Annotated in this window: 21 protein-coding genes, 2 tRNA genes and 1 rRNA gene; 6 read left to right on the forward strand and 18 right to left on the reverse strand. The window is 51.7% G+C overall.

Annotated elements, in window-relative coordinates; all coding sequences use genetic code 11:
• Window positions 1–64: 64 nt before the first annotated feature.
• On the reverse strand, window positions 65–391 hold the full coding sequence (trxA, locus tag ACMV8I_RS16830; protein WP_498866355.1) for a thioredoxin TrxA: 327 nt from the start codon (window positions 389–391) through the stop codon (window positions 65–67).
• Window positions 392–509: 118 nt separating this feature from the next.
• Here trxA and rhlB point away from each other — a divergent pair, with 118 nt between their 5' ends.
• Window positions 510–1,805: an ATP-dependent RNA helicase RhlB gene (gene rhlB / locus ACMV8I_RS16835; protein ID WP_498866356.1), complete on the forward strand. Its 1,296-nt coding sequence runs from the start codon at window positions 510–512 to the stop codon at window positions 1,803–1,805.
• A gap of 4 nt (window positions 1,806–1,809) precedes the next feature.
• Complete coding sequence (gppA, locus tag ACMV8I_RS16840; protein WP_498866357.1) at window positions 1,810–3,306, forward strand: guanosine-5'-triphosphate,3'-diphosphate diphosphatase; 1,497 nt, start codon at window positions 1,810–1,812, stop codon at window positions 3,304–3,306.
• Window positions 3,307–3,378: 72 nt separating this feature from the next.
• Here gppA and rep read toward each other — a convergent pair whose 3' ends face one another.
• The gene (gene rep, locus ACMV8I_RS16845) at window positions 3,379–5,397 is read right to left on the reverse strand and encodes a DNA helicase Rep (protein ID WP_498866358.1); all 2,019 of its coding nucleotides are present in this window, start codon (window positions 5,395–5,397) and stop codon (window positions 3,379–3,381) included.
• A gap of 175 nt (window positions 5,398–5,572) precedes the next feature.
• On the opposite strand from rep, the gene ppiC reads away from it, so the two are divergent.
• The gene (gene ppiC, locus ACMV8I_RS16850; protein ID WP_498866359.1) at window positions 5,573–5,854 is read left to right on the forward strand and encodes a peptidylprolyl isomerase PpiC; all 282 of its coding nucleotides are present in this window, start codon (window positions 5,573–5,575) and stop codon (window positions 5,852–5,854) included.
• A 92-nt stretch (window positions 5,855–5,946) separates the two neighbouring features.
• Here the strand turns inward: ppiC and ilvC are convergent, their stop codons facing one another.
• Window positions 5,947–7,422: a ketol-acid reductoisomerase gene (gene ilvC, locus ACMV8I_RS16855; RefSeq protein ID WP_498866360.1), complete on the reverse strand. Its 1,476-nt coding sequence runs from the start codon at window positions 7,420–7,422 to the stop codon at window positions 5,947–5,949.
• Between the two features lie 186 nt (window positions 7,423–7,608).
• Here ilvC and ilvY point away from each other — a divergent pair, with 186 nt between their 5' ends.
• Window positions 7,609–8,490, forward strand: coding sequence for an HTH-type transcriptional activator IlvY (gene ilvY, locus ACMV8I_RS16860; RefSeq protein ID WP_498866361.1), 882 nt, complete (start codon window positions 7,609–7,611; stop codon window positions 8,488–8,490).
• Window positions 8,491–8,542: 52 nt separating this feature from the next.
• Here the strand turns inward: ilvY and ilvA are convergent, their stop codons facing one another.
• From ilvA to ACMV8I_RS16895, 7 genes are all read right to left on the reverse strand, one after another.
• Window positions 8,543–10,087 (reverse strand): threonine ammonia-lyase, biosynthetic, encoded by a 1,545-nt coding sequence (ilvA, locus tag ACMV8I_RS16865; protein WP_498866362.1) that lies wholly within the window; start codon window positions 10,085–10,087, stop codon window positions 8,543–8,545.
• A 6-nt stretch (window positions 10,088–10,093) separates the two neighbouring features.
• Window positions 10,094–11,944 (reverse strand): dihydroxy-acid dehydratase, encoded by a 1,851-nt coding sequence (ilvD, locus tag ACMV8I_RS16870; RefSeq protein ID WP_498866363.1) that lies wholly within the window; start codon window positions 11,942–11,944, stop codon window positions 10,094–10,096.
• A 71-nt stretch (window positions 11,945–12,015) separates the two neighbouring features.
• Window positions 12,016–12,945 carry a branched-chain amino acid transaminase gene (locus tag ACMV8I_RS16875; protein ID WP_188475105.1) on the reverse strand — a complete coding sequence of 310 codons (930 nt, stop codon included), beginning with the start codon at window positions 12,943–12,945 and terminating at the stop codon, window positions 12,016–12,018.
• A gap of 16 nt (window positions 12,946–12,961) precedes the next feature.
• Window positions 12,962–13,225: an acetolactate synthase 2 small subunit gene (ilvM, locus tag ACMV8I_RS16880; protein ID WP_498866364.1), complete on the reverse strand. Its 264-nt coding sequence runs from the start codon at window positions 13,223–13,225 to the stop codon at window positions 12,962–12,964.
• The gene (gene ilvG / locus ACMV8I_RS16885; protein WP_498866365.1) at window positions 13,222–14,868 is read right to left on the reverse strand and encodes an acetolactate synthase 2 catalytic subunit; all 1,647 of its coding nucleotides are present in this window, start codon (window positions 14,866–14,868) and stop codon (window positions 13,222–13,224) included. The genes ilvM and ilvG overlap by 4 nt, the downstream gene beginning before the upstream one ends.
• A 146-nt stretch (window positions 14,869–15,014) precedes the next feature.
• On the reverse strand, window positions 15,015–15,116 hold the full coding sequence (gene ilvL / locus ACMV8I_RS16890; protein WP_015699153.1) for an ilv operon leader peptide: 102 nt from the start codon (window positions 15,114–15,116) through the stop codon (window positions 15,015–15,017).
• 132 nt (window positions 15,117–15,248) lie between these two features.
• The gene (locus tag ACMV8I_RS16895; protein WP_498866366.1) at window positions 15,249–16,487 is read right to left on the reverse strand and encodes an MFS transporter; all 1,239 of its coding nucleotides are present in this window, start codon (window positions 16,485–16,487) and stop codon (window positions 15,249–15,251) included.
• 360 nt (window positions 16,488–16,847) lie between these two features.
• Here ACMV8I_RS16895 and ACMV8I_RS16900 point away from each other — a divergent pair, with 360 nt between their 5' ends.
• The gene (locus ACMV8I_RS16900) at window positions 16,848–18,389 is read left to right on the forward strand and encodes a YifB family Mg chelatase-like AAA ATPase (protein WP_498866367.1); all 1,542 of its coding nucleotides are present in this window, start codon (window positions 16,848–16,850) and stop codon (window positions 18,387–18,389) included.
• A 25-nt stretch (window positions 18,390–18,414) separates the two neighbouring features.
• Here the strand turns inward: ACMV8I_RS16900 and ACMV8I_RS16905 are convergent, their stop codons facing one another.
• A complete protein-coding gene (locus tag ACMV8I_RS16905; RefSeq protein WP_498866377.1) occupies window positions 18,415–18,753 on the reverse strand; it encodes a MaoP family protein in 339 nt (112 codons plus the stop codon).
• Between the two features lie 118 nt (window positions 18,754–18,871).
• On the opposite strand from ACMV8I_RS16905, the gene hdfR reads away from it, so the two are divergent.
• Window positions 18,872–19,699 (forward strand): HTH-type transcriptional regulator HdfR, encoded by an 828-nt coding sequence (hdfR, locus tag ACMV8I_RS16910; RefSeq protein ID WP_498866368.1) that lies wholly within the window; start codon window positions 18,872–18,874, stop codon window positions 19,697–19,699.
• A 20-nt stretch (window positions 19,700–19,719) separates the two neighbouring features.
• On the opposite strand, the gene yjfF is transcribed toward hdfR, so the two are convergent.
• The 7 genes from yjfF to rrf form a co-directional block, all read right to left on the reverse strand.
• Entirely contained in the window at window positions 19,720–20,706 is a 987-nt protein-coding gene (gene yjfF, locus ACMV8I_RS16915) for a galactofuranose ABC transporter, permease protein YjfF (protein ID WP_498866369.1), read from the reverse strand.
• Window positions 20,706–21,725, reverse strand: coding sequence for a galactofuranose ABC transporter, ATP-binding protein YtfT (ytfT, locus tag ACMV8I_RS16920; protein WP_498866370.1), 1,020 nt, complete (start codon window positions 21,723–21,725; stop codon window positions 20,706–20,708). The genes yjfF and ytfT overlap by 1 nt, the downstream gene beginning before the upstream one ends.
• A gap of 10 nt (window positions 21,726–21,735) precedes the next feature.
• Window positions 21,736–23,244 carry a galactofuranose ABC transporter, ATP-binding protein YtfR gene (gene ytfR / locus ACMV8I_RS16925; protein WP_498866371.1) on the reverse strand — a complete coding sequence of 503 codons (1,509 nt, stop codon included), beginning with the start codon at window positions 23,242–23,244 and terminating at the stop codon, window positions 21,736–21,738.
• 96 nt (window positions 23,245–23,340) lie between these two features.
• Window positions 23,341–24,297: a galactofuranose ABC transporter, galactofuranose-binding protein YtfQ gene (ytfQ, locus tag ACMV8I_RS16930; RefSeq protein ID WP_498866378.1), complete on the reverse strand. Its 957-nt coding sequence runs from the start codon at window positions 24,295–24,297 to the stop codon at window positions 23,341–23,343.
• Between the two features lie 415 nt (window positions 24,298–24,712).
• Window positions 24,713–24,788: transfer RNA gene (locus ACMV8I_RS16935), tRNA-Trp, on the reverse strand.
• Window positions 24,789–24,841: 53 nt separating this feature from the next.
• Window positions 24,842–24,918: transfer RNA gene (locus ACMV8I_RS16940), tRNA-Asp, on the reverse strand.
• A gap of 87 nt (window positions 24,919–25,005) precedes the next feature.
• Window positions 25,006–25,121: ribosomal RNA gene (rrf, locus tag ACMV8I_RS16945) — 5S ribosomal RNA — on the reverse strand.

Consider the following 25,121-nt stretch of genomic DNA (forward strand, 5'->3'; position numbering starts at 1 on the left):
TCTAGCGGACAATATGAAAAACATATTAGCCCGCTAAACACCTAGGTTTGGTCATCCCAACAGATTACAGATTGGCCGTCAGGAACTCTTTCAACTGACCTTTCGACAGTGCGCCAACTTTCGTTGCTGCAACTTCACCGTCTTTAAATAACAGCAGGGTAGGAATACCACGGATGCCATATTTAGGTGCAGTACCTGGGTTCTCATCGATATTCAGCTTAGCGATGGTCAGCTTGCCTTCGAACTCAGTGGCGATTTCATCAAGAATCGGAGCAATCATCTTGCACGGACCACACCATTCAGCCCAGAAATCGACAAGCACAAGACCTTCGGCTTTCAGTACATCTTTGTCGAAACTGTCATCAGTCAGGTGAATAATTTTATCGCTCATGTTCTACTCCAAAGGATTATCTTTACCTTGTTGATGTAGCATTAATCAACATTAGGTTGACTTTATTTCACCGGATACGCTTTCGTAAAGCAATAGTTAGCTGATATTCTACCACACTATGAGCAAAACACACTTGACCGAACAGAAGTTTTCCGACTTCGCCCTGCACCCGCTGGCAGTTGAAGCCCTTGAAAAGAAAGGCTTTCATTACTGTACTCCTATTCAGGCATTGGCATTGCCAATCACGCTCGCTGGGCGTGATGTTGCAGGTCAGGCGCAAACCGGTACCGGCAAGACGCTGGCTTTTCTAGCGTCTACTTTCCATTATCTGCTTTCTAACCCTGCCGCTGAGGGTCGTCAGATCAATCAACCGCGTGCTTTAATCATGGCACCAACGCGCGAACTGGCGGTACAAATTCATTCAGATGCTGAAGCATTGTCTGAATCAACCGGGCTGAAGCTAGGCTTAGCTTACGGCGGTGACGGCTATGACAAACAGCTGAAAGTGCTGGAAAGTGGCGTTGATATTCTCATCGGCACAACCGGCCGTCTGATTGACTACGCTAAACAAAATTATATTGATCTGGGTGCAATCCAGGTTGTTGTCCTCGACGAAGCCGACCGCATGTTTGATCTCGGCTTTATTAAAGATATCCGCTGGATATTCCGCCGCATGCCGCCAGCGACTCAGCGCCTTAATATGCTGTTCTCCGCAACCCTCTCTTACCGTGTAAAAGAGCTGGCTTTCGAAAACATGAACAACGCCGAGTCGATTGAAATCGAACCGGAACAAAAAACGGGTCACCGCATTCAGGAAGAGCTGTTCTACCCTTCAAACGAAGAGAAAATGCGCCTGTTGCAAACGCTGATTGAAGAAGAGTGGCCGGACCGTTGCATCATTTTCGCCAACACTAAACACCGCTGTGAAGACGTCTGGGGCCATCTGGCTGCTGATGGTCACCGTGTCGGTTTGCTGACCGGCGATGTGCCGCAGAAAAAACGTCTGCGCGTGCTGGAAGACTTTACGAAAGGTGTACTGGATATTTTGGTTGCCACCGATGTTGCAGCACGTGGCTTGCACATTCCTGCGGTAACTCACGTATTCAACTATGACTTGCCTGACGACTGTGAAGATTACGTTCATCGTATTGGCCGAACTGGCCGTGCTGGTTTAAGTGGCCACTCCATCAGCCTGGCTTGTGAAGAGTACGCGTTGAACTTAACCGCGATTGAAACCTATACAGGCCATAGCATTCCGGTTAGCCGATACAACAGCGATGCTTTGCTCGAAGACTTGCCTGCGCCAAAACGTCTGGCACGAGCCCGCAGCGGCAGCGGCCCACGCCGTAATGGCAATTCGTCATCGCGTCGCAGCAGCAGTGCACCGCGCAGCAACCGTAAGCGTCCGGGCTGATACTATGCTGAGCTCCACCTCACTTTATGCAGCGATAGATCTAGGCTCGAACAGCTTTCATATGCTGGTTGTCCGTGAGGTGGCCGGCAGTATTCAGACGCTGGCGAGAATCAAACGCAAAGTACGCCTGGCGGCAGGTTTGGATCAAAACAACCTGCTTTCTCAGGAGGCCATGCAACGGGGTTGGCAGTGCCTGAGGCTGTTTTCGGAACGTCTGCAAGATATTCCGCGGGAACAAATTCGAGTGGTGGCAACCGCTACGCTACGCCTGGCGAGTAATGCCGATGAGTTTCTGCAAAAAGCGCAGGAAATTCTTGGCTGTCCGGTACAGGTAATCGCTGGTGAAGAGGAAGCACGCTTGATTTATCACGGCGTTGCCCACACAACCGGCGGCCCGGATAAACGTTTAGTCGTCGATATTGGCGGCGGCAGTACGGAGTTAGTTACCGGTGTTGGCGCTCAGGCCACCACGCTTATCAGCTTATCGATGGGTTGTGTGACTTGGCTGGAACGTTATTTTGGCGACCGTGATCTGGGCAAAGATAATTTTGACCATGCTGAACAAGCCGCGTTCGAGATGATAACGGCAGTAGCGCCTGCGTTGCTGGAAAACGGCTGGGAAATCTGCGTTGGGGCTTCCGGCACGGTACAGGCTCTGCAGGAGATAATGGTTGCTCAGGGTATGGATGAGCGAATTACTCTCGCTAAATTGCAACAGTTGAAACAACGTGCAATTCAGTGCGGAAAACTGGAAGAGCTCGAGATTGAAGGGCTAACGCTAGAGCGTGCGCTGGTTTTTCCAAGCGGCCTTTCTATACTGATCGCCATTTTTAAAGCCCTGAATATCGAAATGATGACCCTTGCGGGCGGTGCGTTACGTGAAGGCCTGGTATATGGCATGCTGCATTTGCCGATTGAACAGGATATACGCCAGCGCACACTGCGTAATTTACAGCGCCGTTATTTGCTCGACAGCGAACAAGCGTCCCGCGTGGCGCAACTGGCAGAGAATTTCTCACAGCAGGTCTCGAACCAGTGGCAGCTTGATGCGCGGGCCAGGGAATTGCTGAGCAGTACCTGTCTGATCCACGAAATTGGCCTCAGCGTGGACTTCAAGCAGGCATCTCACCATGCCGCTTATCTGATTCGCCATCTGGATTTGCCTGGTTTTACCCCGGCGCAGAAAAAACTGTTGGCCACGCTTTTGCAGAACCAGACCAATGCACTCGATCTGCCTTTGCTGAGTCAGCAAAATGCCGTCCCGCCACGTCAGGCGCAACGCTTATGCCGTATTCTGCGGCTGGCGATTATTTTTGCCAGCCGTCGCCGGGATGACACGCTGCCAGCGGTTCGCCTACGCGCTAATGAGGACGACCTAAATGTGATTGTTCCTCATGGCTGGCTGGAACAGCATCCACTGCGTGCAGAAGAGTTGGATCAAGAAAGTCACTGGCAAAGTTACGCCCACTGGCCGCTTTATATCGAAGAGAGCGGTAAATAAGCAACGTATCCGTTCATTTCTAAAAAGCATCAGGGCGACAGCAATGTTGCCTTTTTTTACAAACGTTACTCGCTATTTTTTGGCTTTTGCCAGCTGTTCGCGGATCTTCTCCAGATGACTCTGCCCTTTGACCATTCTTTCCTGCGCGCTAACGACTTTGCGCTCCGTTTCCCATTCCAGGTCATCCTGCGGCAACTCCATCAGGAAGCGGCTCGGTTCCGGGCGGAGCAATTCACCGTACTGACGCCTTTCGCGGCAAAGCGTGAAGAACAGCTCCTTCTGGGCACGCGTGATGCCTACATAAGCCAAGCGACGCTCTTCATCGACGTTATCTTCGTCAATGCTGCTCTGATGTGGCAGCAAGCCCTCTTCCATACCAACCAAAAATACATAGGGGAACTCAAGTCCTTTAGAAGCATGCAGGGTCATCAATTGGACCTGATCCAGCTCCTCATCATTCTCACCACGTTCCATCATGTCGCGCAGCGTAAAGCGTGTTACCACTTGGGTCAGCGTCATCGGCTCGTCAAGGTCGGTGCCCTCGAGCATTTCGGTCATCCAACTAAAGAGCTGGTTGACGTTTTTCATGCGCATTTCGGCGGCTTTTGGGCTGGGAGACGTTTCAAACAACCAGCTCTCGTAATCCACACCATGAATCAAATCACGCACCGCCGCTACCGGTTCCCGCTCAACACGCTCGGCAATGCCGCCCATCCAGTGTGTAAAACGTTGCAGCGATTCAAGACCGCGCCCCGTAAGAAACTGGCTCAGGCCGAAGTCAGAACTGGCTTTAAACAGGCCTTTGTTGCGTTGATTCGCCCACTCACCCAATTTCTGTAACGTAGCGGCACCAATCTCACGGCGCGGAGTATTGACTATACGCAGAAAAGCGCTGTCATCGTCCGGGTTCGTCAGCACGCGCAAGTACGCCAGCAGGTCTTTGATTTCCGGTCGTGAGAAGAACGACGTCCCGCCAGAGATGCGATACGGAATACGGTTTTGCATCAGCATTTTTTCAAACAGGCGCGACTGATGATTGCCTCGATATAAAATCGCGTAGTCACCGTAGTTGGTTTTATTCATAAAGTGATGGGCAATCAGTTCACCCACCACCCGTTCAGCCTCGTGATCTTCGTTATTGGCAGTGATCACTTTGAGCGCCTCGCCATAGCCTAGTTCGGAAAACAGCCGCTTTTCGAACACGTGCGGATTATTGGCGATTAAAATGTTAGCCGCTTTGAGGATACGCTGGGAAGAGCGATAATTTTGCTCCAGTTTGATCACCTGCAGGGCAGGAAAGTCCTCTTTCAGCAACACCAGATTCTGGGGCCTCGCACCACGCCAGGAGTATATCGACTGATCATCATCCCCAACGACCGTGAAACGCGCGCGGTTACCCACCAGCAGCTTCACCATCGTGTATTGGCTGGTGTTAGTGTCCTGATATTCATCCACCAGCAGATAGCGCAGTTTATTCTGCCAACGCTCGCGGACTTCTTCGTTACGCTGCAGTAATAACGTTGGCAACAGAATCAGGTCATCGAAATCGAGAATGTTACAAGCGCGCATATGGTCGTGATACAAGCGATAGCAATGCGCGAAGGTCTTGTCACGCTCGGAACGCGCCATATTGGCGGCGGCAGACGGATCAATCAGATCATTTTTCCAATTAGAGATCGTCGAGATCAACTGCTGCAAAAGCGTCTTGTCCTCTTCCAGCCAGGTTTCACTCAGCTCTTTCAACAGCGCCAGCTGGTCCTGGTCATCAAACAAGGAGAAGTTGGACTTCATGCCTAGCGCCACATACTCCTTCTTAATGATTTCCAGGCCCAGAGTATGGAAAGTAGAAATCAACAGTCCGCGCGCCTCTTTACGGCCCAGGGTTTGCGCCACACGCTCTTTCATCTCGCGCGCGGCCTTATTCGTAAACGTCACGGCGGCAATATGGCGCGCCTGATAACCGCATTGGCGAATCAAGTGTGCGATTTTATTGGTAATGACCCTGGTCTTGCCTGATCCGGCACCGGCCAGAACCAGACAGGGCCCGGTAACAAATTCAACAGCGTGTTGTTGGCTGGGGTTTAATCGCATGGCGTATTTTTGCTCACTTGATGGACAAGGACGGCGATTGTAGCAGAAAGCAGAGGCGAGATTGACAGGCTTTACGGCGCATTTTGTTATGGTTGGAATGCATGCCGGAGTCCACATGCGCAGTTGCAAATGTTACATTACGCCACTGGAACATCTCTCGAGAAAAGGTCTTATCATGGCAAAAACTGCAGCAGCATTGCATATCCTGGTTAAGGAAGAAGCCCAGGCTCAGGAAATCATGACTCTGTTGAAAAACGGTGGCGATTTCGAAAAGCTGGCGAAGAAACACTCCACCTGCCCTTCTGGTAAAAAAGGCGGTCATTTAGGCGAATTCAAGCAAGGCGCAATGGTTCCTGCTTTCGATAAAGTGGTGTTTTCCGCTCCGCTGATCGAGCCACAAGGCCCACTGCACACCCAGTTTGGTTACCACATCATCAAAGTACTGTATCGCAACTAAGTTTCGTTGTGACGTAGTAGCAGTAAAAGAAAGGGCACCGCATTTTCATGCAGTGCCCTTTTTTATCTATTTCTCTATGCCGTCAGCAGATATCAGCTGGCAACCGCGATACGTTTCATATCAGTCATATAGCCGCGTAACTTATGGCCTACCGCTTCGATTGGATGGTTGCGGATAGCTTCGTTAACATCGCGCAGTTGCGCGTTATCAACGTGGGTGCCTGCCACAGATTTACCCAAGTCACCGGCCTGCAACTGAGTCATGAACTCTTTCAATAAAGGTACTGCCGCGTTGGCAAACAGGTAGTTACCGTATTCTGCGGTATCAGAGATAACCACATTCATTTCATACAGACGTTTACGGGCCACGGTGTTAGCGATCAGCGGCAGCTCGTGCAGTGATTCGTAGTAGGCCGACTCTGCAATGATACCTGAGTCAACCATGGTTTCGAATGCCAGTTCAACACCGGCTTTCACCATTGCGATCATCAGAACACCGTGGTCGAAATATTCCTGCTCAGAAATTTTACCGTCGAATTGTGGTGCGTTCTCGAACGCGGATGCGCCAGTGTCTTCACGCCAGGTCAGCAGATTTTTATCATCGTTCGCCCAGTCAGCCATCATGCCGCTGGAGAATTCGCCGGAGATGATGTCATCCATGTGTTTTTGGAACAGCGGCGCCATGATCTCTTTCAGTTGCTCGGATAAAGCATAAGCACGCAGTTTTGCTGGGTTAGACAGACGATCCATCATCAACGTGATGCCACCTTGCTTCAGCGCTTCGGTGATGGTTTCCCAGCCGAACTGCAGCAGTTTTTCGGCATAGGCTTCATCAACGCCGTCAGCCACTAATTTGTCGAAGCACAACAGAGAACCAGCCTGCAACATACCGCACAGAATAGTCTGCTCGCCCATCAGATCAGATTTAACTTCAGCCACGAAGGAAGATTGCAGAACGCCGGCACGGTGGCCACCGGTAGCCGCAGCCCAGGCTTTAGCAATCGCCATGCCTTCGCCTTTTGGATCGTTTTCCGGGTGAACCGCGATCAACGTTGGAACGCCGAAACCACGTTTGTATTCTTCACGAACTTCAGTGCCTGGACATTTCGGTGCAACCATCACCACGGTGATGTCTTTACGGATTTGCTCGCCCACTTCAACGATGTTGAAGCCGTGTGAGTAACCCAAGGTCGCGCCATCTTTCATCAGAGGCTGAACCGCTTTAACCACAGCGCTGTGCTGTTTGTCCGGCGTCAGGTTAACCACCAGGTCAGCCTGCGGGATTAGTTCTTCATAGGTGCCAACTTTGAAGCCGTTTTCGGTCGCTTTGCGCCATGAAGCACGCTTCTCAGCAATCGCTTCTGCACGCAGGGTGTATGACACATCCAGGCCGGAATCTCGCATGTTCAGACCCTGGTTCAAACCTTGTGCGCCACAGCCCACAATCACCACTTTTTTACCTTTGAGGTAGCTGGCTTCGTCAGCGAATTCGTCGCGACCCATGAAGCGGCATTTGCCCAGTTGTGCCAGCTGCTGACGCAGGTTGAGTGTGTTGAAATAGTTAGCCATGTCTTGCTCCGTTCTGTCGAGGTAAGTGCTGTTATTTTTTGTTTCACCGGTGAGCCGGTGAACACCGTTAATTCACTATATGTCATGCGACATATTGCTTAAATTGATATATTAAGAAGATGACGTTGCAGAATCTGCAATAATCTTGTTTTGTCATCTGTGAAACCAAAGAGCCGGATAATCTTTATGGACCTACGCGATCTGAAACTGTTCCTGCATCTGGCTGAAAGTCGCCATTTCGGCCGATCCTCCAAGGCTATGCATGTTAGCCCATCCACACTTTCACGCCAGATTCAACGGCTGGAAGAGGAGCTTGGCCAGCCATTATTTCAGCGTGACAACCGCACCGTACAGCTGACCAGTGCGGGCGAACAGTTACGAAACTTTGCTCAACAAACGTTACTGCAATATCAGCAGCTATGCCATTCGCTTGGCCAGCATGGTCCGACACTCAGTGGCGAACTGCGGCTGTTCTGTTCCGTCACCGCCGCGTATAGCCATCTGCCGCCGATACTCGACCGCTTCCGTGCGCAGCATCCACTGGTAGAGATCAAACTGACGACCGGCGATGCAGCCGATGCGGTTGAAAAAGTGCAATCGGCCGAAGCCGATTTAGGCATTGCCGGCCATCCGGAAACCTTGCCCTCCAGCGTCGACTTCACCAAAATCGGCGAAATTCCGATGATTCTGATCGCGCCTTCACTGCCCTGCGCCGTGCGCAATCAAATTAGTGAAGCAGCGCCAGACTGGTCACAAATCCCGTTTATCCTGCCGGAACATGGCCCGGCGCGAAAACGTATCGACATCTGGTTCAAGCGTAACCGCCTGACCAACCCACTGATTTACGCCACCGTTTCCGGCCACGAAGCCATTGTCTCGATGGTGGCGCTCGGTTGCGGCATCGCTTTACTGCCTGACGTAGTGCTGGAGAATAGCCCGGAACCGGTACGTAACCGAATCACAGTACTCGACAACGTGACGCTCGGTGCGCCGCTGGAACTCGGCGTGTGCGTGCAGAAAAAACGGCTGAATGAACCGCTGATCGATGCTTTTTGGCAGCTTCTGTAGCTCGAAGTATGAAAGGTAAAACGGGACACATTTTAAGTGTGTCCCGTTTGGTTTAACCCGCCAGGAAGAAGCGGAAAGCAGGATTATCACTTTCGTTGTGGAAGTCAAAGCCCAGCGTAGAAAGATTTTGCTCGAACTCCGGTTCCTGGTCAGTCAGCTCAAACGCCGCCAGTACGCGGCCAAAATCAGTGCCGTGGCTGCGGTAGTGGAACAGTGAAATGTTCCAGTGCGTCCCCAGCGTGTGCAAAAATTTCAGCAATGCGCCCGGCGATTCAGGAAATTCAAAGCTGTACAACCTTTCACGTAACGGTTTACTCGGACGCCCGCCAACCATATAGCGCACATGCAGTTTGGCCATTTCGTCGTCGGACAAATCCACTACTTCATAGCCACCATTATACAATTCATCAATGATCTCTTTGCGCTCGGCGTGACCACGCGTCAGACGTACACCGACAAAAATGCAGGCGTTTTTGTCGTCGGCATAGCGGTAGTTGAACTCCGTCACCGAACGTCCGCCAAGCAGCTGGCAAAATGTCAGAAAGCTGCCTTTTTCCTCAGGGATCGTCACCGCCAGCAGGGCTTCGCGCTGCTCGCCCAACTCGCAACGCTCTGAAACATAACGCAGTCCGTGAAAATTAACGTTAGCGCCGGATAAGACATGCGCCAGACGTTCACCCTGAATGTTGTGTTGCTGCACATATTTCTTCAATCCGGCCAGCGCCAATGCTCCGGAAGGCTCAGCAATCGCCCGCACATCTTCAAACAGATCTTTCACCGCTGCGCAAATAGCATCGCTGTCGACGGTTATCACGTCATCAAGGTATTCGCGGCACAAACGGAAGGTTTCGTTACCAATGCGTTTAACCGCCACGCCTTCGGCAAACAACCCAACACGCGCCAGATCAACAGGTTCACCGGCATCCAGCGCCGCTCGCAGACAGGCCGAATCCTCAGCTTCTACGCCGATCACCTGAATCTGCGGCATCAGTTGTTTAATCAAAACCGCCACGCCCGCCGCCAAACCGCCACCACCGACCGGCACAAATACCCGGTCCAGATGTGCGTCCTGCTGCAACAGTTCCATCGCCAGCGTGCCCTGACCGGCGATCACCGCAGGATGGTCAAAGGGCGGCACGAAGGTCATGCCTTGCTGGTGAGAAAGCTCGATGGCTTTGCCTTTGGCTTCGTCGAAATTCGCACCATACAATAGGACTTCGCCACCAAAGTGACGCACAGCATCGACTTTGATATCGGCGGTAGCAACCGGCATGACGATCAGCGATCGTATGCCTTTTTTGGTGGCTGACAAGGCCACGCCTTGCGCATGATTACCGGCTGACGCAGTGATGACACCGCGTGTGGCCTGTTCTTCGCTAAGGCTGGCAATCATTGAGTAAGCACCGCGCAGCTTGAAACTGTGTACCGGCTGACGATCTTCACGTTTCACCAACACGGTATTGCCGAGCCGGGTTGAGATTTTTTCCATCACCTGTAAAGGCGTGACTTGTGCCACTTCATAAACCGGCGCACGCAATACGGCACGGAGATATTCCGCACCACACGGCTGGTCGGGTAGAGGTTGAGATACCGCCATGAGCCTTTAGCCTCCCAGCTTAGATTTATCGCGCACTGCACCCTTATCAGCACTGGTTGCCAACATGGCATAAGCGCGTAACGCGAAGGAGACTTCACGCACACGGTTTTTCGGCGTCCACGCCTGATCACCGCGAGCCACTTCTGCTTCGTGACGCGCAGCCAGCTCTGCTGCCGGAACATCCAGCACCATGCTGCGGTTTGGAATGTCAATGTCGATGAAGTCGCCATCTTCAATCAGCGCAATCAGGCCGCCGCTGCCCGCTTCCGGAGAAACGTGGCCGATAGAAAGACCAGATGTACCGCCGGAGAAGCGGCCGTCGGTGATCAGCGCACACTCTTTGCCCAGCCCCATGGATTTCAGATAGGTGGTCGGATACAGCATTTCTTGCATGCCCGGACCGCCTTTTGGCCCTTCGTAACGGATAACCACCACGTCGCCGGAGACCACTTTGCCACCGAGGATCGCCGCTACTGCGTCATCCTGGCTTTCGTATACTTTGGCCGGGCCACGGAAGGTCAGGTTGTCTTTATCAACACCGGCGGTTTTAACGATACTGCCGGCTTCGGCGATGTTGCCGTACAGCACAGCCAGCCCACCTTCCAGACTGAAAGCATTTTCCAGCGAGCGGATACAGCCTTCGGCGCGGTCATCGTCCAGCGTGTCCCAGCGGCAATCCTGTGAGAACGCCTTGGTGGTACGGATACCTGCAGGGCCGGCGCGGAACATTTTTTTAACGGCTTCATCTTTGGTCAGCATAATGTCGTACTGATCCAGCGTCTCAGTCAGGGTCAGACCAAGGATATTTTTGACTTCACGGTTTAGCAGGTTTGCACGATCCAGTTCGCCCAGAATCGCCAGCACACCACCGGCACGGTGAACGTCTTCCATATGGTATTTCGGGGTGCTCGGTGCCACTTTGCACAGGTGGGGTACTTCGCGTGACAGACGGTCGATGTCCGCCATATCGAATTCAATTCCGCCTTCCTGTGCGGCGGCCAGAAGGTGCAGAACGGTGTTGGTCGAGCCGCCCATCGCGACATCCAGCGTCATGGCATTTTCAAATGCCGCTTTGCTGGCGATATTGCGTGGCAATGCACTTTCGTCGTCTTCTTCGTAATAACGCTTGGTCAGTGTCACGATGCGACGACCGGCGTTCAGGAACAGTTCCCGGCGGTCAACGTGAGTCGCCAGCAATGAACCATTACCTGGCTGCGACAGGCCCAGCGCCTCGGTCAGACAGTTCATCGAGTTAGCAGTAAACATACCTGAACAGGAACCGCAGGTTGGACAAGCGGAGCGTTCGATCTGCCCACTGTCGGCGTCGCTGACGTTGGGGTTTGCGCCCTGGATCATGGCATCAACCAAATCGAGCTTGATAATTTTGTCCGAGAGTTTGGTTTTACCGGCTTCCATCGGGCCGCCGGAAACGAAGATCACCGGAATGTTCAGACGCAGCGCTGCCATCAACATTCCCGGGGTGATTTTGTCGCAGTTGGAAATACAGACCATGGCATCGGCGCAGTGAGCATTAACCATGTATTCCACAGAATCGGCGATCAGCTCGCGTGAAGGCAATGAATACAGCATGCCGCCGTGACCCATCGCGATACCATCATCCACGGCAATGGTGTTGAATTCTTTTGCCACACCGCCGGACGCTTCGATTTGCTCGGCAACCAGTTTACCTACATCTCGCAAGTGCACGTGGCCTGGTACGAACTGGGTAAAGGAGTTTACGACGGCAATAATTGGCTTACCGAAATCGTCATCAGTCATCCCAGTGGCGCGCCACAACGCGCGGGCTCCAGCCATGTTGCGGCCATGAGTGGTGGTATGGGAACGGTACTTAGGCATTTTCTATTCACTCCAAATCATTTTGTTTAGCCGGCGGCGCTACGGCCGCCTGCAGAATCTTGTTCTTGATATTATTGTGGGTTGATTGGATCCAACCAGCCCCATTTGTCTTCGGTTTTTCCAGTGAACAAGCCGAAGAACGCATCCTGAATCTGTTTAGTGACGGGACCACGTTTGCCAATACCCACCTGAATACCGTCAACACTACGCACCGGCGTGATTTCAGCGGCGGTACCCGACATGAACACTTCGTCAGCCAAATACAGGGATTCGCGGGACAGAACCTGCTCGCGCACTTCCAGACCCATATCTTTCGCCAGTTTGATGATTGCGTCGCGGGTAATGCCCGGCAATGCGGAAGAGGTGAAGGGTGGCGTAAACAGAATGCCCTCCTTCACTTCGAACAGGTTCTCCCCAGCCCCTTCGGATACATAGCCGTGAATGTCCAGCGCGATCCCTTCCTGATAACCGTGACGGCGTGCTTCGCTGCCCACCAGCAAGGAAGAAAGGTAGTTACCACCGGCTTTGGCGGCCGTTGGAATGGTGTTGGCGGCAACACGGTTCCATGAAGACACCATCGCGTCGATACCCTGTTCCAGCGCTTCTTCACCCAGATACGCGCCCCATGGGAAGGCGGCGATGATCACATCAGTTTTATAGCCATCGGGAGGGTTCACGCCCATACCGACATCGCCTACGAACACCAGCGGACGGATGTAAGCGCTAACCAGTTTGTTAGTACGCAGAGTTTCACGGCAGGCTTCCATCAGCTCATCAACACTCTGAGTCACAGGCATACGGTAGATTTTTGCTGAGTCACGCAGACGTTGCATATGTTCACGATGACGGAACACCACAGGGCCTTTATGCGAGTCGTAGCAACGCACACCTTCGAAGACTGAAGTGCCGTAATGCAATGCATGCGACATTACGTGAACTTTGGCTTCAGCCCAGGGAACCATCTCGCCGTTGAACCAAATGAAATCAGCTTTCTTCGTCATTCTCTCTTTCCTTCACTTACGCATTCGCGCGTATTTGTTGTGATGTGTGTTGTTGGATCTCGACGCAGGCGACATCCATCAGCTTGCTTAATTGTGAAGACAGTAAATCCACAGACCGCTGACTGGCAACGGTCAATTCAATATTTATGTTTTCTGAGTTGACCATCGAACTCATATTCATTGCACACACCTGAAAACCACGGTGACGCACCACGCGCAGTACGCGTTCTAACATTTCAGGGCGAAAACGCGCCTGGATTGAGACGTTATGTTGCATCATGACATTTCCTCCAACATGGTTTCGTTGCCAGCGCCCGGCGGAACCAGGGGCCAGACGTTCTGGCTTTCGTCGATGGAAACCTGAAGCAAATATGAACCTTCGCTATTGAAGAAAGCATCCAGGGCAGCGTCGACTTGATCTTTACGGCTGATACGTTGACCAGGGATATCGAATGCGCTGGCCAGCGTGACAAAATCGGGGTTATCGGAGAGGTTTGTTTCACTGTAGCGCCCATCAAAAAACAGTTCCTGCCATTGTCGAACCATTCCTAATCGCTGGTTGTCCAGCAACAAGATTTTTACCGGCAACTGTTTTCGTTTGATGGTGCCCAGCTCCTGAACGTTCATCATGAATGAGCCATCACCCGATACACAGATCACCATGTCATTCGGGCGCGCAACCTGTGCGCCGACGGCGGCTGGAATGCCAAAGCCCATCGTACCCAGTCCGCTGGAGGTGATGAAGTTTTCAGGACGGGTGAACTGCATGTGCTGCGCGGTCCACATTTGATGCTGACCCACGTCGGTGGTGATAACGGTGTCGGCGGCTTTGCGATCCGAGATCTGTTTCAGCAACAACGGTGCGTAGATGGCTTCGCCCGGATGATCGTAACGCCATTCACCTTGCGCTTTCAGGGTCATTACATGGTCACGCCATGCGTTAATCGACAGCGGTTGTTTCAGCGCGCGTAATAACGTTCTCAGATCACCTTGTAACGCTACGTGAGCCTGACGCAGCTTGTTCAGCTCAGCTGGGTCAATATCCATATGAATCACCGCCGCGTGCGGGGCGAAGGTGTTTAATTTTCCGGTCACGCGATCATCAAAACGCGCGCCTACGGCAATCAGTAAATCGCAGCTCTGTACCGCCAGATTCGCCGCTTTGGTGCCGTGCATGCCCAACATGCCCAGATAGCATGGGTCGCTGGCATCGGGCGCGCCCAAGCCTTTCAGTGTCGCGACGGCAGGAATACCGGTGGCAGAGATAAATTCGCGCAGCGCTGGAACCGCCTGCGCGATGCCCACGCCACCGCCGACGTATAACATCGGTTTTTGCGCCACCGAGATCATCACGCGAGCTTGTTCCAGCTCGGCGGCCGGATGCGGGAAACTTTCCTCAACCGCCAAGAGATGCGGGGGTAATTCACCGATAGCCAGCTGGATATCTTTTGGAATGTCGATCAAAACCGGGCCAGGACGCCCGCTGCTGGCGATGGCAAATGCCTCTGCCATGATTTCCGGCAGTGCCTCCAATGATTCAACCAAAAAACTGTGTTTAGTGCAGGCCAGCGATAAACCTAAAACGTCGATTTCCTGGAAAGCGTCAGTACCGATAAACGCAGAGCCAACCTGACCCGTGATGGCAACCAGAGGAACAGAGTCGAGCAGCGCATCGGCCAGACCGGTGATCAGGTTAGTTGCGCCGGGGCCGGAGGTGGCGATGCACACACCGACTTTACCGGTTGAACGGGCATAACCGATAGCCGCCATAGCAGCACCCTGCTCGTGCCGGCACAGTAGGTGTTCCACGCCGCCGTCGTACAACGCATCATAGACCGGCATGATTGCTCCACCCGGGTAGCCGAAAACCATATCGACACCCTGTGCGCGCAACGCTTGTACTACCCACTGTGCTCCGTTCATCCTTATTCTCCTGCCTTTTTGCGACAAGTGCAGAATATTATGCTGTTGCTCATTTTCCGACCTCGCTTCATTGTTCACTAAAATCGCCGACCAAAAAAAAACCCCGGACCTTTCGGTGCGGGGTTTCTTTTCAGGTTCAGGCTTGTTTAATAAGCCTTTCTTCGTCCAAGTGCAGCCCCGCACGGTGGGATAATAATCACCACCACGCTAATCACGACTAGGCTAACGACAAGGAGAAGGGCTTTCATTTTTGGTTTCTTGAATTCTTTGTTACGAACGATTGCCTACAGAGTTATCACAGTTAGATGTTAAATGACAACATCTTTCTTGCAGTCACCTTGGTAGAGTGCCAATCATCAATCCAAAAATAGTCAGTAAAATCAGACGCCCGAGTGGATTTTTCCCGTCGACGATTTTGTTGCATCATTGAGCACTTTGCCGCGCGTATCTCTACCGAATGCCACCAGTGCCGAAATCACGATCGCTACCGTACCCGCCACAATCGCCATTGCCAGCCCGTAGTTATGCCCATGACTTTCGGCAATGTAAGCCTGCAAAGTCGCATTGGCCGAGGCGAGCAGATTACCTAACTGATAAACGAATCCCGGAAGCACGGCACGGGTGTTTGCCGGCACCATTTCGGTGAGGTAAGAAGGCACCACACCCCATGCGCCCTGCACCATGAATTGCATCAGGAATGCACCCAGCCCAATCGTCCATGTCCCGCTGGAGAATGCCCACAACGGTATCACCGGCAGTGACAGTAACGCCGCAATAATAATGGCTTTTTTGCGCCCAATACGCTCCGACAGCGAACCAAAGAAAATGCCGCCAATGATAGAGGCGATGGTGTAGCCGATAGCAATTAAACTGACGGTGTGAGCGTCAAAGCCATGCTGAATTTTCAGGAAGGAAGGATAGAGATCCTGAGTCCCATGGCTGAAGAAGTTAAAGGCCGTCATCAGTACAACCAGATAGAGACATAACTTCCATTGCGACTTGAGAACCGGCAGTAGCGCAGTGCTCTCTTTACGCTCACGTGCCGCCAGCCAGACCGGAGATTCCTGCACCTTGAACCAGATAAAAGGCAGCAGGAAAATCGGTACTGCACCGATGACGAACATGCCGCGCCAGCCAACAATGTTAGAGAACAACCCATAAACTACCGCTGCCAGCAGGTATCCAAACGGATAGCCCGCCTGAAAAACACCGGACATAAATCCGCGAGAGCGATCTGGGATGGTTTCCATCGCCAGTGACGATGCAACGCCCCATACTCCGCCCATTGCCACGCCATAAATGACTCGCAGGATCAGAAAAATCGTCAGTGAAGGCGCAGCCGCTGTGCACAATTCAAATACTGAGAAGAAGGCAATATTGATCATCAAAATCGGTTTACGTCCGTACTTTTCTGCTGCACGTCCAAATAAAAGCGCCCCAATGGGGCGCACCGCGAGGGTCAGAAGGATCGCGAGGGTAACTTCTTTGATATCGACCTGAAAAGCACTGGCAATGTCGCTTAACAGGAAGACAAGAATAAAGAAATCGAAAGCATCAAGCGTCCAGCTGAGGAAGCTGGCAATAGCGACATTGCGCTGTCTGGAAGTCCAACCGAACATGAGTAGTTTCCTGTACCGGAAAGTGTAGGGTGCGCTCACTGAGATTTCCTTTACAGATCAATGAGGCAGGAAAATGTTAAACGAAAAACTTAAATGTTTAATTATTGTTAATAACACCATAAATTAAACACCTCCCATTGTGAACAGGCAACATAATTAGGACGCTACTTTGTTTCCGGATTACGTAAAGTGTTAACAGGTGTTGCTCAAGGTGCGAGCTGCTCCGCAATACAGCCCTGAAATTACAGAACATAGAAATATGATCACGATGTTTGCTGGATAGTGCGCTTCTGCCGACTCCGTATTCTGGACTTTAAGGCATGCTCGGGTTTTAAGACGGTTCATCGCAAGGAAAAACCCATGACATTAGCGGTGGTTTATACCCGTGCTTCTCTCGGCGTACAGGCGCCAGGCGTCTCAGTTGAAGTACATATCAGCAACGGTTTACCCGCTCTGGCTCTGGTTGGCCTGCCGGAAACGACGGTTAAAGAGGCCAGGGACAGAGTCCGCAGCGCCATTATCAACGGCGGATTCACCTTTCCCGCTAAACGTATCACCGTCAATTTAGCGCCGGCAGACTTACCTAAGGAGGGTGGCCGATATGATTTGTCGATCGCTCTGGCGATTCTGGTGGCTTCTGAGCAGCTTTCTGGGAACAAGCTAGGTCAGTATGAGTTTCTTGGTGAGTTAGGCCTCTCTGGCGCTTTACGCGGCGTAAATGGCGCTATTCCAGCGGCAATCGAAGCGCAGAAAGAGGGGAGATTACTGATCCTGCCTACCGATAACCGGCAGGAGATGTCATTACTTGAAACCGGCGTGGCAAAAGTAGCGGACCACCTTTTACAGGTCTGCGCCTTTTTGCAGGGAGAAGAGAGTCTGTGCGACGTTGAGCCAGGCGAAGAAGCTGATATTTCGGCAGACCAACCTGATATCGAGGACATTATTGGGCAGGAACAATCAAAACGGGCGCTGGAGGTCGCGGCAGCGGGTGGCCATAACTTGCTGCTGATTGGTCCTCCCGGCACAGGGAAAACAATGCTGGCGAGTCGATTGCCGGGTTTACTGCCACCGCTGACCAATCAGGAAACGCTTGAAACGGCGGCGATTGCCAGCTTGGTTTACAGCCCCGAAGATGACGGGCAATTCTCCCGCAAGCGCCCTTTTCGCTCACCCCATCACAGTACCTCAATGAGCGCGCTGGTTGGCGGCGGTTCATTGCCACGTCCCGGCGAAATTTCGTTAGCACACAACGGTGTATTATTTCTCGATGAACTGCCGGAGTTCGAGCGCAAAGTGCTGGATGCCCTGCGCCAGCCAATGGAGTCCGGTGAAATTACAATTTCGCGCGCACGCGCCAAAGTGTGTTATCCCGCCAGAACGCAGTTGATCGCCGCCATGAATCCCAGCCCAACGGGGCATTATCAGGGTATCCATAGTCGAACACCTCCCCAGCAAGTTCTGCGTTATCTCAGCCGCCTTTCGGGACCTTTCCTCGATCGTTTCGATTTGTCTATCGAAGTGCCTTTACTGCCGCCGGGCGTGCTCAGTCAGCAAAGCCAACGGCATGCACCTCGCATCAGGGAGAACAGCGGACAGGTACGAGAACGGGTGATCGCCGCCAGGAATATTCAGTTGGCGCGTGCTGGTAAAATTAATGCGCACCTGAGCAGCAGTGAAGTGGAGAAATATTGTGAGCTAAGGAAAGATGATGCGGAGTTTTTAGAAAGCGTGTTGCACAAGCTGGGGTTATCGGTCAGGGCCTGGCATCGGATCTTGAAAGTGGCGAGAACATTAGCCGATCTCAGTAATCAGTCTATGATAGAGAAAGCTCATATTTCTGAAGCCTTAAGCTACCGATGCATGGATAGGCTATTGTTAAAATTGCATAAGAGCCTGGCGTAAAAAAACGGGGCTATGCCCCGTTTCGTTAATCGTCGCTGTCAGTATAATCTTCCACCGAGTCAGCTTGTGGCTTACCGCCAGACAACGTGTGGAATTTTTTTGGTCGGCGGGTGCGAATAATATATTTATTCCACACTTTCTCCGCTTCAGTTACTGGCTCACGGGTGCCGCGGCAAACCTCTAGAAAGAGTTTTTCTTCATCGGTTGCAGGCTCGCGTTTTCCCAAATCCAGCTCATTGAATGCAAAGCCGTAACGTTCTAGCATTTGCGCTTCTTTAATGGTGAAATCGCCATGCCGGGAGAACCCGCGAGGATAATGTTTATTGTCAAAAAAACGACTTGTCGTGGTGAAGCTTTCCGCCATCTGACACGCTCCTAATTTACTCATGGTCGTGCTGTTATGGCGCGGAGTATTAGATAGGCTTGATAATGTGTAAAACAAAACATTTAAATCTTAACGACAAAAAATATTGGAGATGGTTTTGGATACGGAATTACTGAAAACCTTTTTGGAGGTCAGTAGAACGCGCCACTTTGGCAGAGCAGCTGAATCTCTTTATTTGACACAATCAGCAGTCAGTTTTCGCATCCGCCAATTGGAAACTCAACTCGGGGCAAATCTGTTCACCCGTCATCGAAATAATATCCGCTTGACGCCCGCAGGTGAGCGCCTGCTGCCCTACGCGGAAAACCTGATGTCGACCTGGCAAATGGCCAAGAAAGAGGTTGCACGCTCTCTGCAGCACACAGAATTGTCGATTGGAGCAACGGCTGCGCTTTGGGAGGCCTATCTGACACCGTGGTTGCAAGCGCTTTATAGCCAGCGAGAAGCATTGCGTCTCGAAGCGCGCGTTGCGCTTCGCAATTCGCTGGTCAAACAACTGCATGAAAGGCAACTGGATCTTTTGATAACCACTGAGCCTCCCAAAATGGATGAGCTTTCGAGCCAGTTGTTGGGTAATTTCTCGTTACGTCTTTTTGCGTCAGATAAACAGAATAAAAATGAATACGCGCCTTATGTCCGACTGGAGTGGGGTGCCGATTTTACCCAACAGGAAAGCCGCGCCCAGACCAATGAGCTGGAACCCGTGCTGACGACTACGTCTGCTCATCTGACGCGTCAACTGCTGGAAACCACCGGAGGCTGCGCCTATTTGCCTACGCACTGGGAAAAAGAGTTTACACAGCTGTCGGCTTACAATGATATTCCACCTGTGATCCGCCCGCTCTACGCCGTTTGGTTGCAGAACAGCGATCAACAAGTGCTGATTCGTCAGTTATTAAAAACGCCGCTTCTGACCTATTTATAATCGAAAGAACTTCCCGTTCATTATCCCGGCTCAGGTCGCGGATGACGGGCACGGCGTGCCACCCAGTATGAACCCATGCCTTTTTGTAGGGCGATAAAGATAAACAATAAAATTCCCATCACAATTTTGGTCCACCAGGAACTCAGCGTCCCGTCAAAGGTGATGTAAGTCTGAATCAGACCCTGGATCAATACACCAAACAAGCTGCCGAGAACGGTTCCTATTCCTCCGCTGAGCAGCGTTCCGCCAATAACAACGGCAGCAATCGCATCCAGCTCAACACCACTGGCAGCCAGAGCGTAACCTGCTGACGTGTAGAGCGAAAAAACGATACCCGACAGCACGGCAAGCGTACTGGAAAGCATATAAATATAAATGGTGGTGCGTCTGACGGGTACGCCCATCAGCGCGGCGGAAACGCTATTGCCACCTACGGCGTAAACGTTATTCCCAAAGCGTGTGCGGTGCGCGAGGATAATACCGAACACCACAACCAACAACATAACCATCGCCAGTAAAGTAAGACGCCCCCCACCGGGCATTTTCCACGCGTAGTTGGCGAGCTCGGTATAAAGCGGATGGTTAATGGGCAACGACTCTTCAGAAACAATGAAGCTCATTCCACGCACAAAGAACATACCTGCCAGGGTGATGATAAAAGCGGGCAGCTTCAGCGTGTCGATGATCCACCCCATCAGCCCGCCAAAAAGCGCACCCGCGAAGAGCACAATGACGAAGGCGTAACCCGGTGCAATACCATACACACCAATTAACTTCGCTAGCGCAAGACCGGTGAAGGCGATCACTGAACCGACCGAAAGGTCGATACCACCCGCGAGAATAACGAATGTCATTCCTACGGCAACAATTCCGAGGAATGCATTGTCAGTCAGCAGATCGAAAAAGACGCGGGTTGAGGCAAAGCCAGGGAACTGGGTGAAGCAGTAGCCGTAACCGGCAATGAACACCAAAATAGTGATCAGCAAGGGCAGATTTCGTTTCAGCATTATTCTTTCCTCCGCCATAAGGCACTCAGCGATACCCGTGGCGACTGGGCCACCAGAACGGCTAACACAACCAACGCTTTCAGCACCAGGTTGAATTCCGGTTTGAATCCTGAAAGTAAAATGCCGGTGTTCATCCCCTGAATAATGAGCGCACCTATCACTGAGAGCAGCAGATTAAAGCGTCCACCCAGCAGTGAACCACCACCAATCACAACGGCAAGGATGGCATCCAGTTCGAGCCATAATCCGGCATTATTAGCATCAGCACCGCGAATGTCTGCAGTGACGATAACTCCGGCTACCGCCGCACACATACCACAAATCACATACACCGCCACCAAGACTAGCCGGGCATTTACACCCGCATAGTAAGACGAACGGATGTTGATCCCAACGGACTCAATAAACAGTCCAAGCGCAGTTTTACGTGTGAGTGCCCAGACGAGTACCAGCATCACGGCGGCAATGATCACCGGCATCGGCAGGTAAAAGAATGATCCGCTGCCAAATTGTGAAAGACCGTTATGTTCGAAAGTAACAATCTGCCCTTCGGTTATGAGTTGGGCGATCCCTCTTCCTGCCACCATTAACATCAGGGTGGCTACAATCGGCTGGATTTGTAGTACAGCCACCAGGAAACCATTCCATAAACCGCAAGCTGCACCGACCGCGACCGCAGCCAGAATGACACTCGACAGCGGATACCCCTGAACGGTCATGGTAGCTGCAGTTGCTCCTGCAATCGCCATTACAGCTCCGACGGAGAGATCGATACCGCCCGTCGCAATGACCAACGTCATACCGATAGCGAGTAGAGCCACAGGCGCGCCACGGTTAAAAATATCAACCAGGCTGCCAAACAAGCGACCATCCTGAATATGGACCGAAAAAAATCCCGGTGCCACCAAACTATCAATCAGCAATATCGCCAGGAAAGCACCCAATTGCGTAGTACCTTTTGGGAATATCCACCTAACTTTGCGCGGTTTTCCTGTCATCGGCAGGCTCCTGTTGTTCATCGCCTTTCCCTCATTGAACCGCAATGGCTTTCATAATCGCCGGAACGGAGATTTGGTCTTGCGTGATTTCTGTAATATGACGGCGATCGCGCAGGACGACGATACGATCAGCATAGCCAGCCAGCTCCTCAAGCTCAGAGGAAATAACCAACAGAGCTAATCCTTCATCACACAGTTTTTCGATCAAACGGATGATTTCAGCATGAGCGCCAACGTCAATACCGCGCGTTGGCTCATCGAGGATTAGAAAGCGCGGATTAGTGGCAAGCCAGCGCGAAAGCAACACTTTCTGTTGGTTCCCACCTGACAGATATTGAATTTCCTGCTCGGCGCTGGGTGTACGAATGCCGAGTAGTTTGATAAATTTCTCGGCGATCTGATTTTGTTCTTTCAGCGAGAGAGGACGCAACCAGCCGCGTTGGGCCTGCAGTGCCAGAATAATATTTTCCCTGACCGTCGCTGCACCAATAATCCCGTCAGTTTTGCGATCTTCCGGGCAATAACCAAACCCCAGACTGGCAGCTTTACGCGGTGTATTGATTTGGCAGGCTTTACCATCCACGCGTGCTTTACCGGTATCATGACTTTTGATGCCAAAGATCAGTTGCGCCGTTTCGGTACGGCCAGAACCCAACAGCCCGGCAAGTCCGACGATTTCTCCCCGCCGGATATTTAAGTCAAAACTCTCCACCATTCCCCGACGCCCGTACTCCTTAAAATCAACCAGCGGTTCGCCAGTAATAACACGGTGTTCACCACGCTTAAGCAGGCTTTCATCGAAACTGTGGCCAAGCATCATCGGCACCAGAGCTATGCGGGGAAGGTCACGGGTTAACTCACTGCCGACTAACTTGCCGTTACGTAAAACAGTGATGCGATCGCTGATTCGATATACCTGATCAAGAAAGTGAGTGACGAAAATCATTCCAACGCCCTGGTCGCGAAGTTGCTTAAGAATATCGAGCAACATGCTGACTTCTTTGGCATCCAGGCTGGCTGTGGGCTCATCGAGAATCAGTACCTGCGCGGAGAGATCGACAGCACGGGCAATGGCAACAATTTGTTGAATAGCGATGGAGTAAGCAGAAAGGGGCTGGCTAACATCGAGGTTAAGCCCATAACCGGTAAGTAAATCACGCGCCTGTTGTTCCATTTTACGCTGATTGACGAGTCCGAAGCGGGTAGGCTCGCGACCGATAAAAAGGTTGGCGGCAACGGAGATATTCGGCAGAAGATTCACCTCCTGATATACCGTGCCAATTCCCAGCGCCTGAGCATGTGCAGTGTTGATAGGATCGATAGCCTGACCATTAAGATGCACGGTCCCGGCAGAACGCCGGTTAACGCCGGTCAGCGCTTTGATTAACGTAGATTTCCCCGCGCCGTTCTCCCCCAAAAGCGCCACTATTTCACCACTGTTTAGCGTGAAATCGACTTTATCCAGCGCTTTCACGCCAGGAAATTCAACAGACAAGCCACGGACTTCGAGTAAAGCTTGAGAGCGTGCATTATCCGTCACGGTGTCAACTCCTACGGTATTTGCCTGAGGTGAAGTGGGAATGAATCATCATCATAAACACCCGCTCAGCACGGCCACTGAACGGGTATTTCAGGCTTAATAACCCATGTCTTTTTTCATGTCATATTGTTTTTGTGCGGCGTCAGGCAGCACCAGAGTTGATTTTGTCTGAATAAATTTTGGTGGCGGGGTACCATCCTTTTTCATAGCAATCAGCGCATCGAAAGCAGGCCCGGCCATGTTCGGCGTGAGTTCGACCGAGGCATTGGACTCACCATTGAGCATCGCTTTGTATATATCCGGCACGCCATCGATCGAGACAACTTTGATTTGTGAACCAGGTTTAAGGCCGGCTTCTTTAATGGCCTGGATAGCACCGATTGCCATATCGTCGTTATGCGCATAGACGGCGCAGATGTTTTTGCCGTTTTGCTCCGCTTTGATGAAGCTCTCCATGACTTCTTTGCCCTTGCTGCGCGTAAAGTCGCCGGATTGAGAGCGCACAATCTTCACGTTTGGCGCAGAGGCCAAGGCATCAGCAAAACCTTTTTTGCGGTTCAATGCAACGCTTGCCCCCACCGTACCCTGCAGCTCAACAACGTTACATGGTTTGCCACCCACTTCTTTTACCAACCAGTCACCGGCCACTTTTCCTTCATGTACGCTGTCAGAAGCAACGGCCGCGGTATACAGAGAGGGATCACTGACTTCAATGGTGCGATCGAGCAGGAATACCGGGATCTTGGCTTCTTTAGCTTCGGTCAATACCGGTGCCCAGCCTGTAGCCACGACAGGAGCGATGAAAATAGCATCTACACCTTGAGCAATAAAGGAGCGAATTGCTTTAATCTGGTTCTCTTGTTTCTGTTGAGCATCAGCAATCTTCAGCGTAATACCGCGCTTTTCAGCTTCAAGTTTTGACACTTTGGTTTCTGCGGAACGCCAGCCTGACTCAGAGCCGATTTGTGAAAAACCGACGACAAGAGGTGCCGCCTGCGCCATTCCACAGAATGCCGTTGCAACTGCTGCTACCAATAATAGTTTCTTGTACATGGTTCGTTCCTCGCGTGTAGTCTTGCACTGTTTTTTTGTTATCGCTTTTCGGATACGGCTAAGACGTTTCACTAACGCGCCTGTCTTCTATTTGTTCTCTGAAACGACCAAAGAACAAAGGAGAGAGGAGATCGTTAGATTTTTAGCGTCATAGGACGATTAGTAGTTTTAGTTCAAACAAAAAAAAGCGTTATGAGCGCGATCACATACGTGCAGAACAATCATTTAGTACATGTATTCAGCTAAAAAAACACAAAAAATGAGCGATAAAAAGGAAGAATTAGACTTTCAAATGAGGGAAAAAAAGAAAGGAAGGGTAAATGGAAAAGTACTGAGGTCTGGACCAAGTGAAATTTCCAGAGATTTAGAGGATTGCACAAAAAAAAACCCCTCGCTTTCGCGAAGGGTTCTTAAATGGCAGGGGCGGAGAGATTCGAACTCGCGACACCCGGTTTTGGAGACCGGTGCTCTACCAACTGAGCTACGCCCCTAAATTATGCTTAACATTATGCCTGCTATAATTAGCAGGCATAATTTTTATAAGTGGCGGAACGGACGGGGCTCGAACCCGCGACCCCCTGCGTGACAGGCAGGTATTCTAACCAACTGAACTACCGCTCCACCGGTTCTTTCACTCACATCAGAAAATGTCTGATACAAGTTTGTTCCTGTTATTTTCCTTGTCAGGGGAAAAGGAACTAATTTGATGCCTGGCAGTTCCCTACTCTCGCATGGGGAGACCCCACACTACCATCGGCGCTACGGCGTTTCACTTCTGAGTTCGGCATGGGGTCAGGTGGGACCACCGCGCTAGTGCCGCCAGG

It is taken from the genome of Ewingella sp. S1.OA.A_B6 (assembly GCF_049889095.1).
Taxonomy (GTDB): Bacteria; Pseudomonadota; Gammaproteobacteria; order Enterobacterales; family Enterobacteriaceae; genus Ewingella.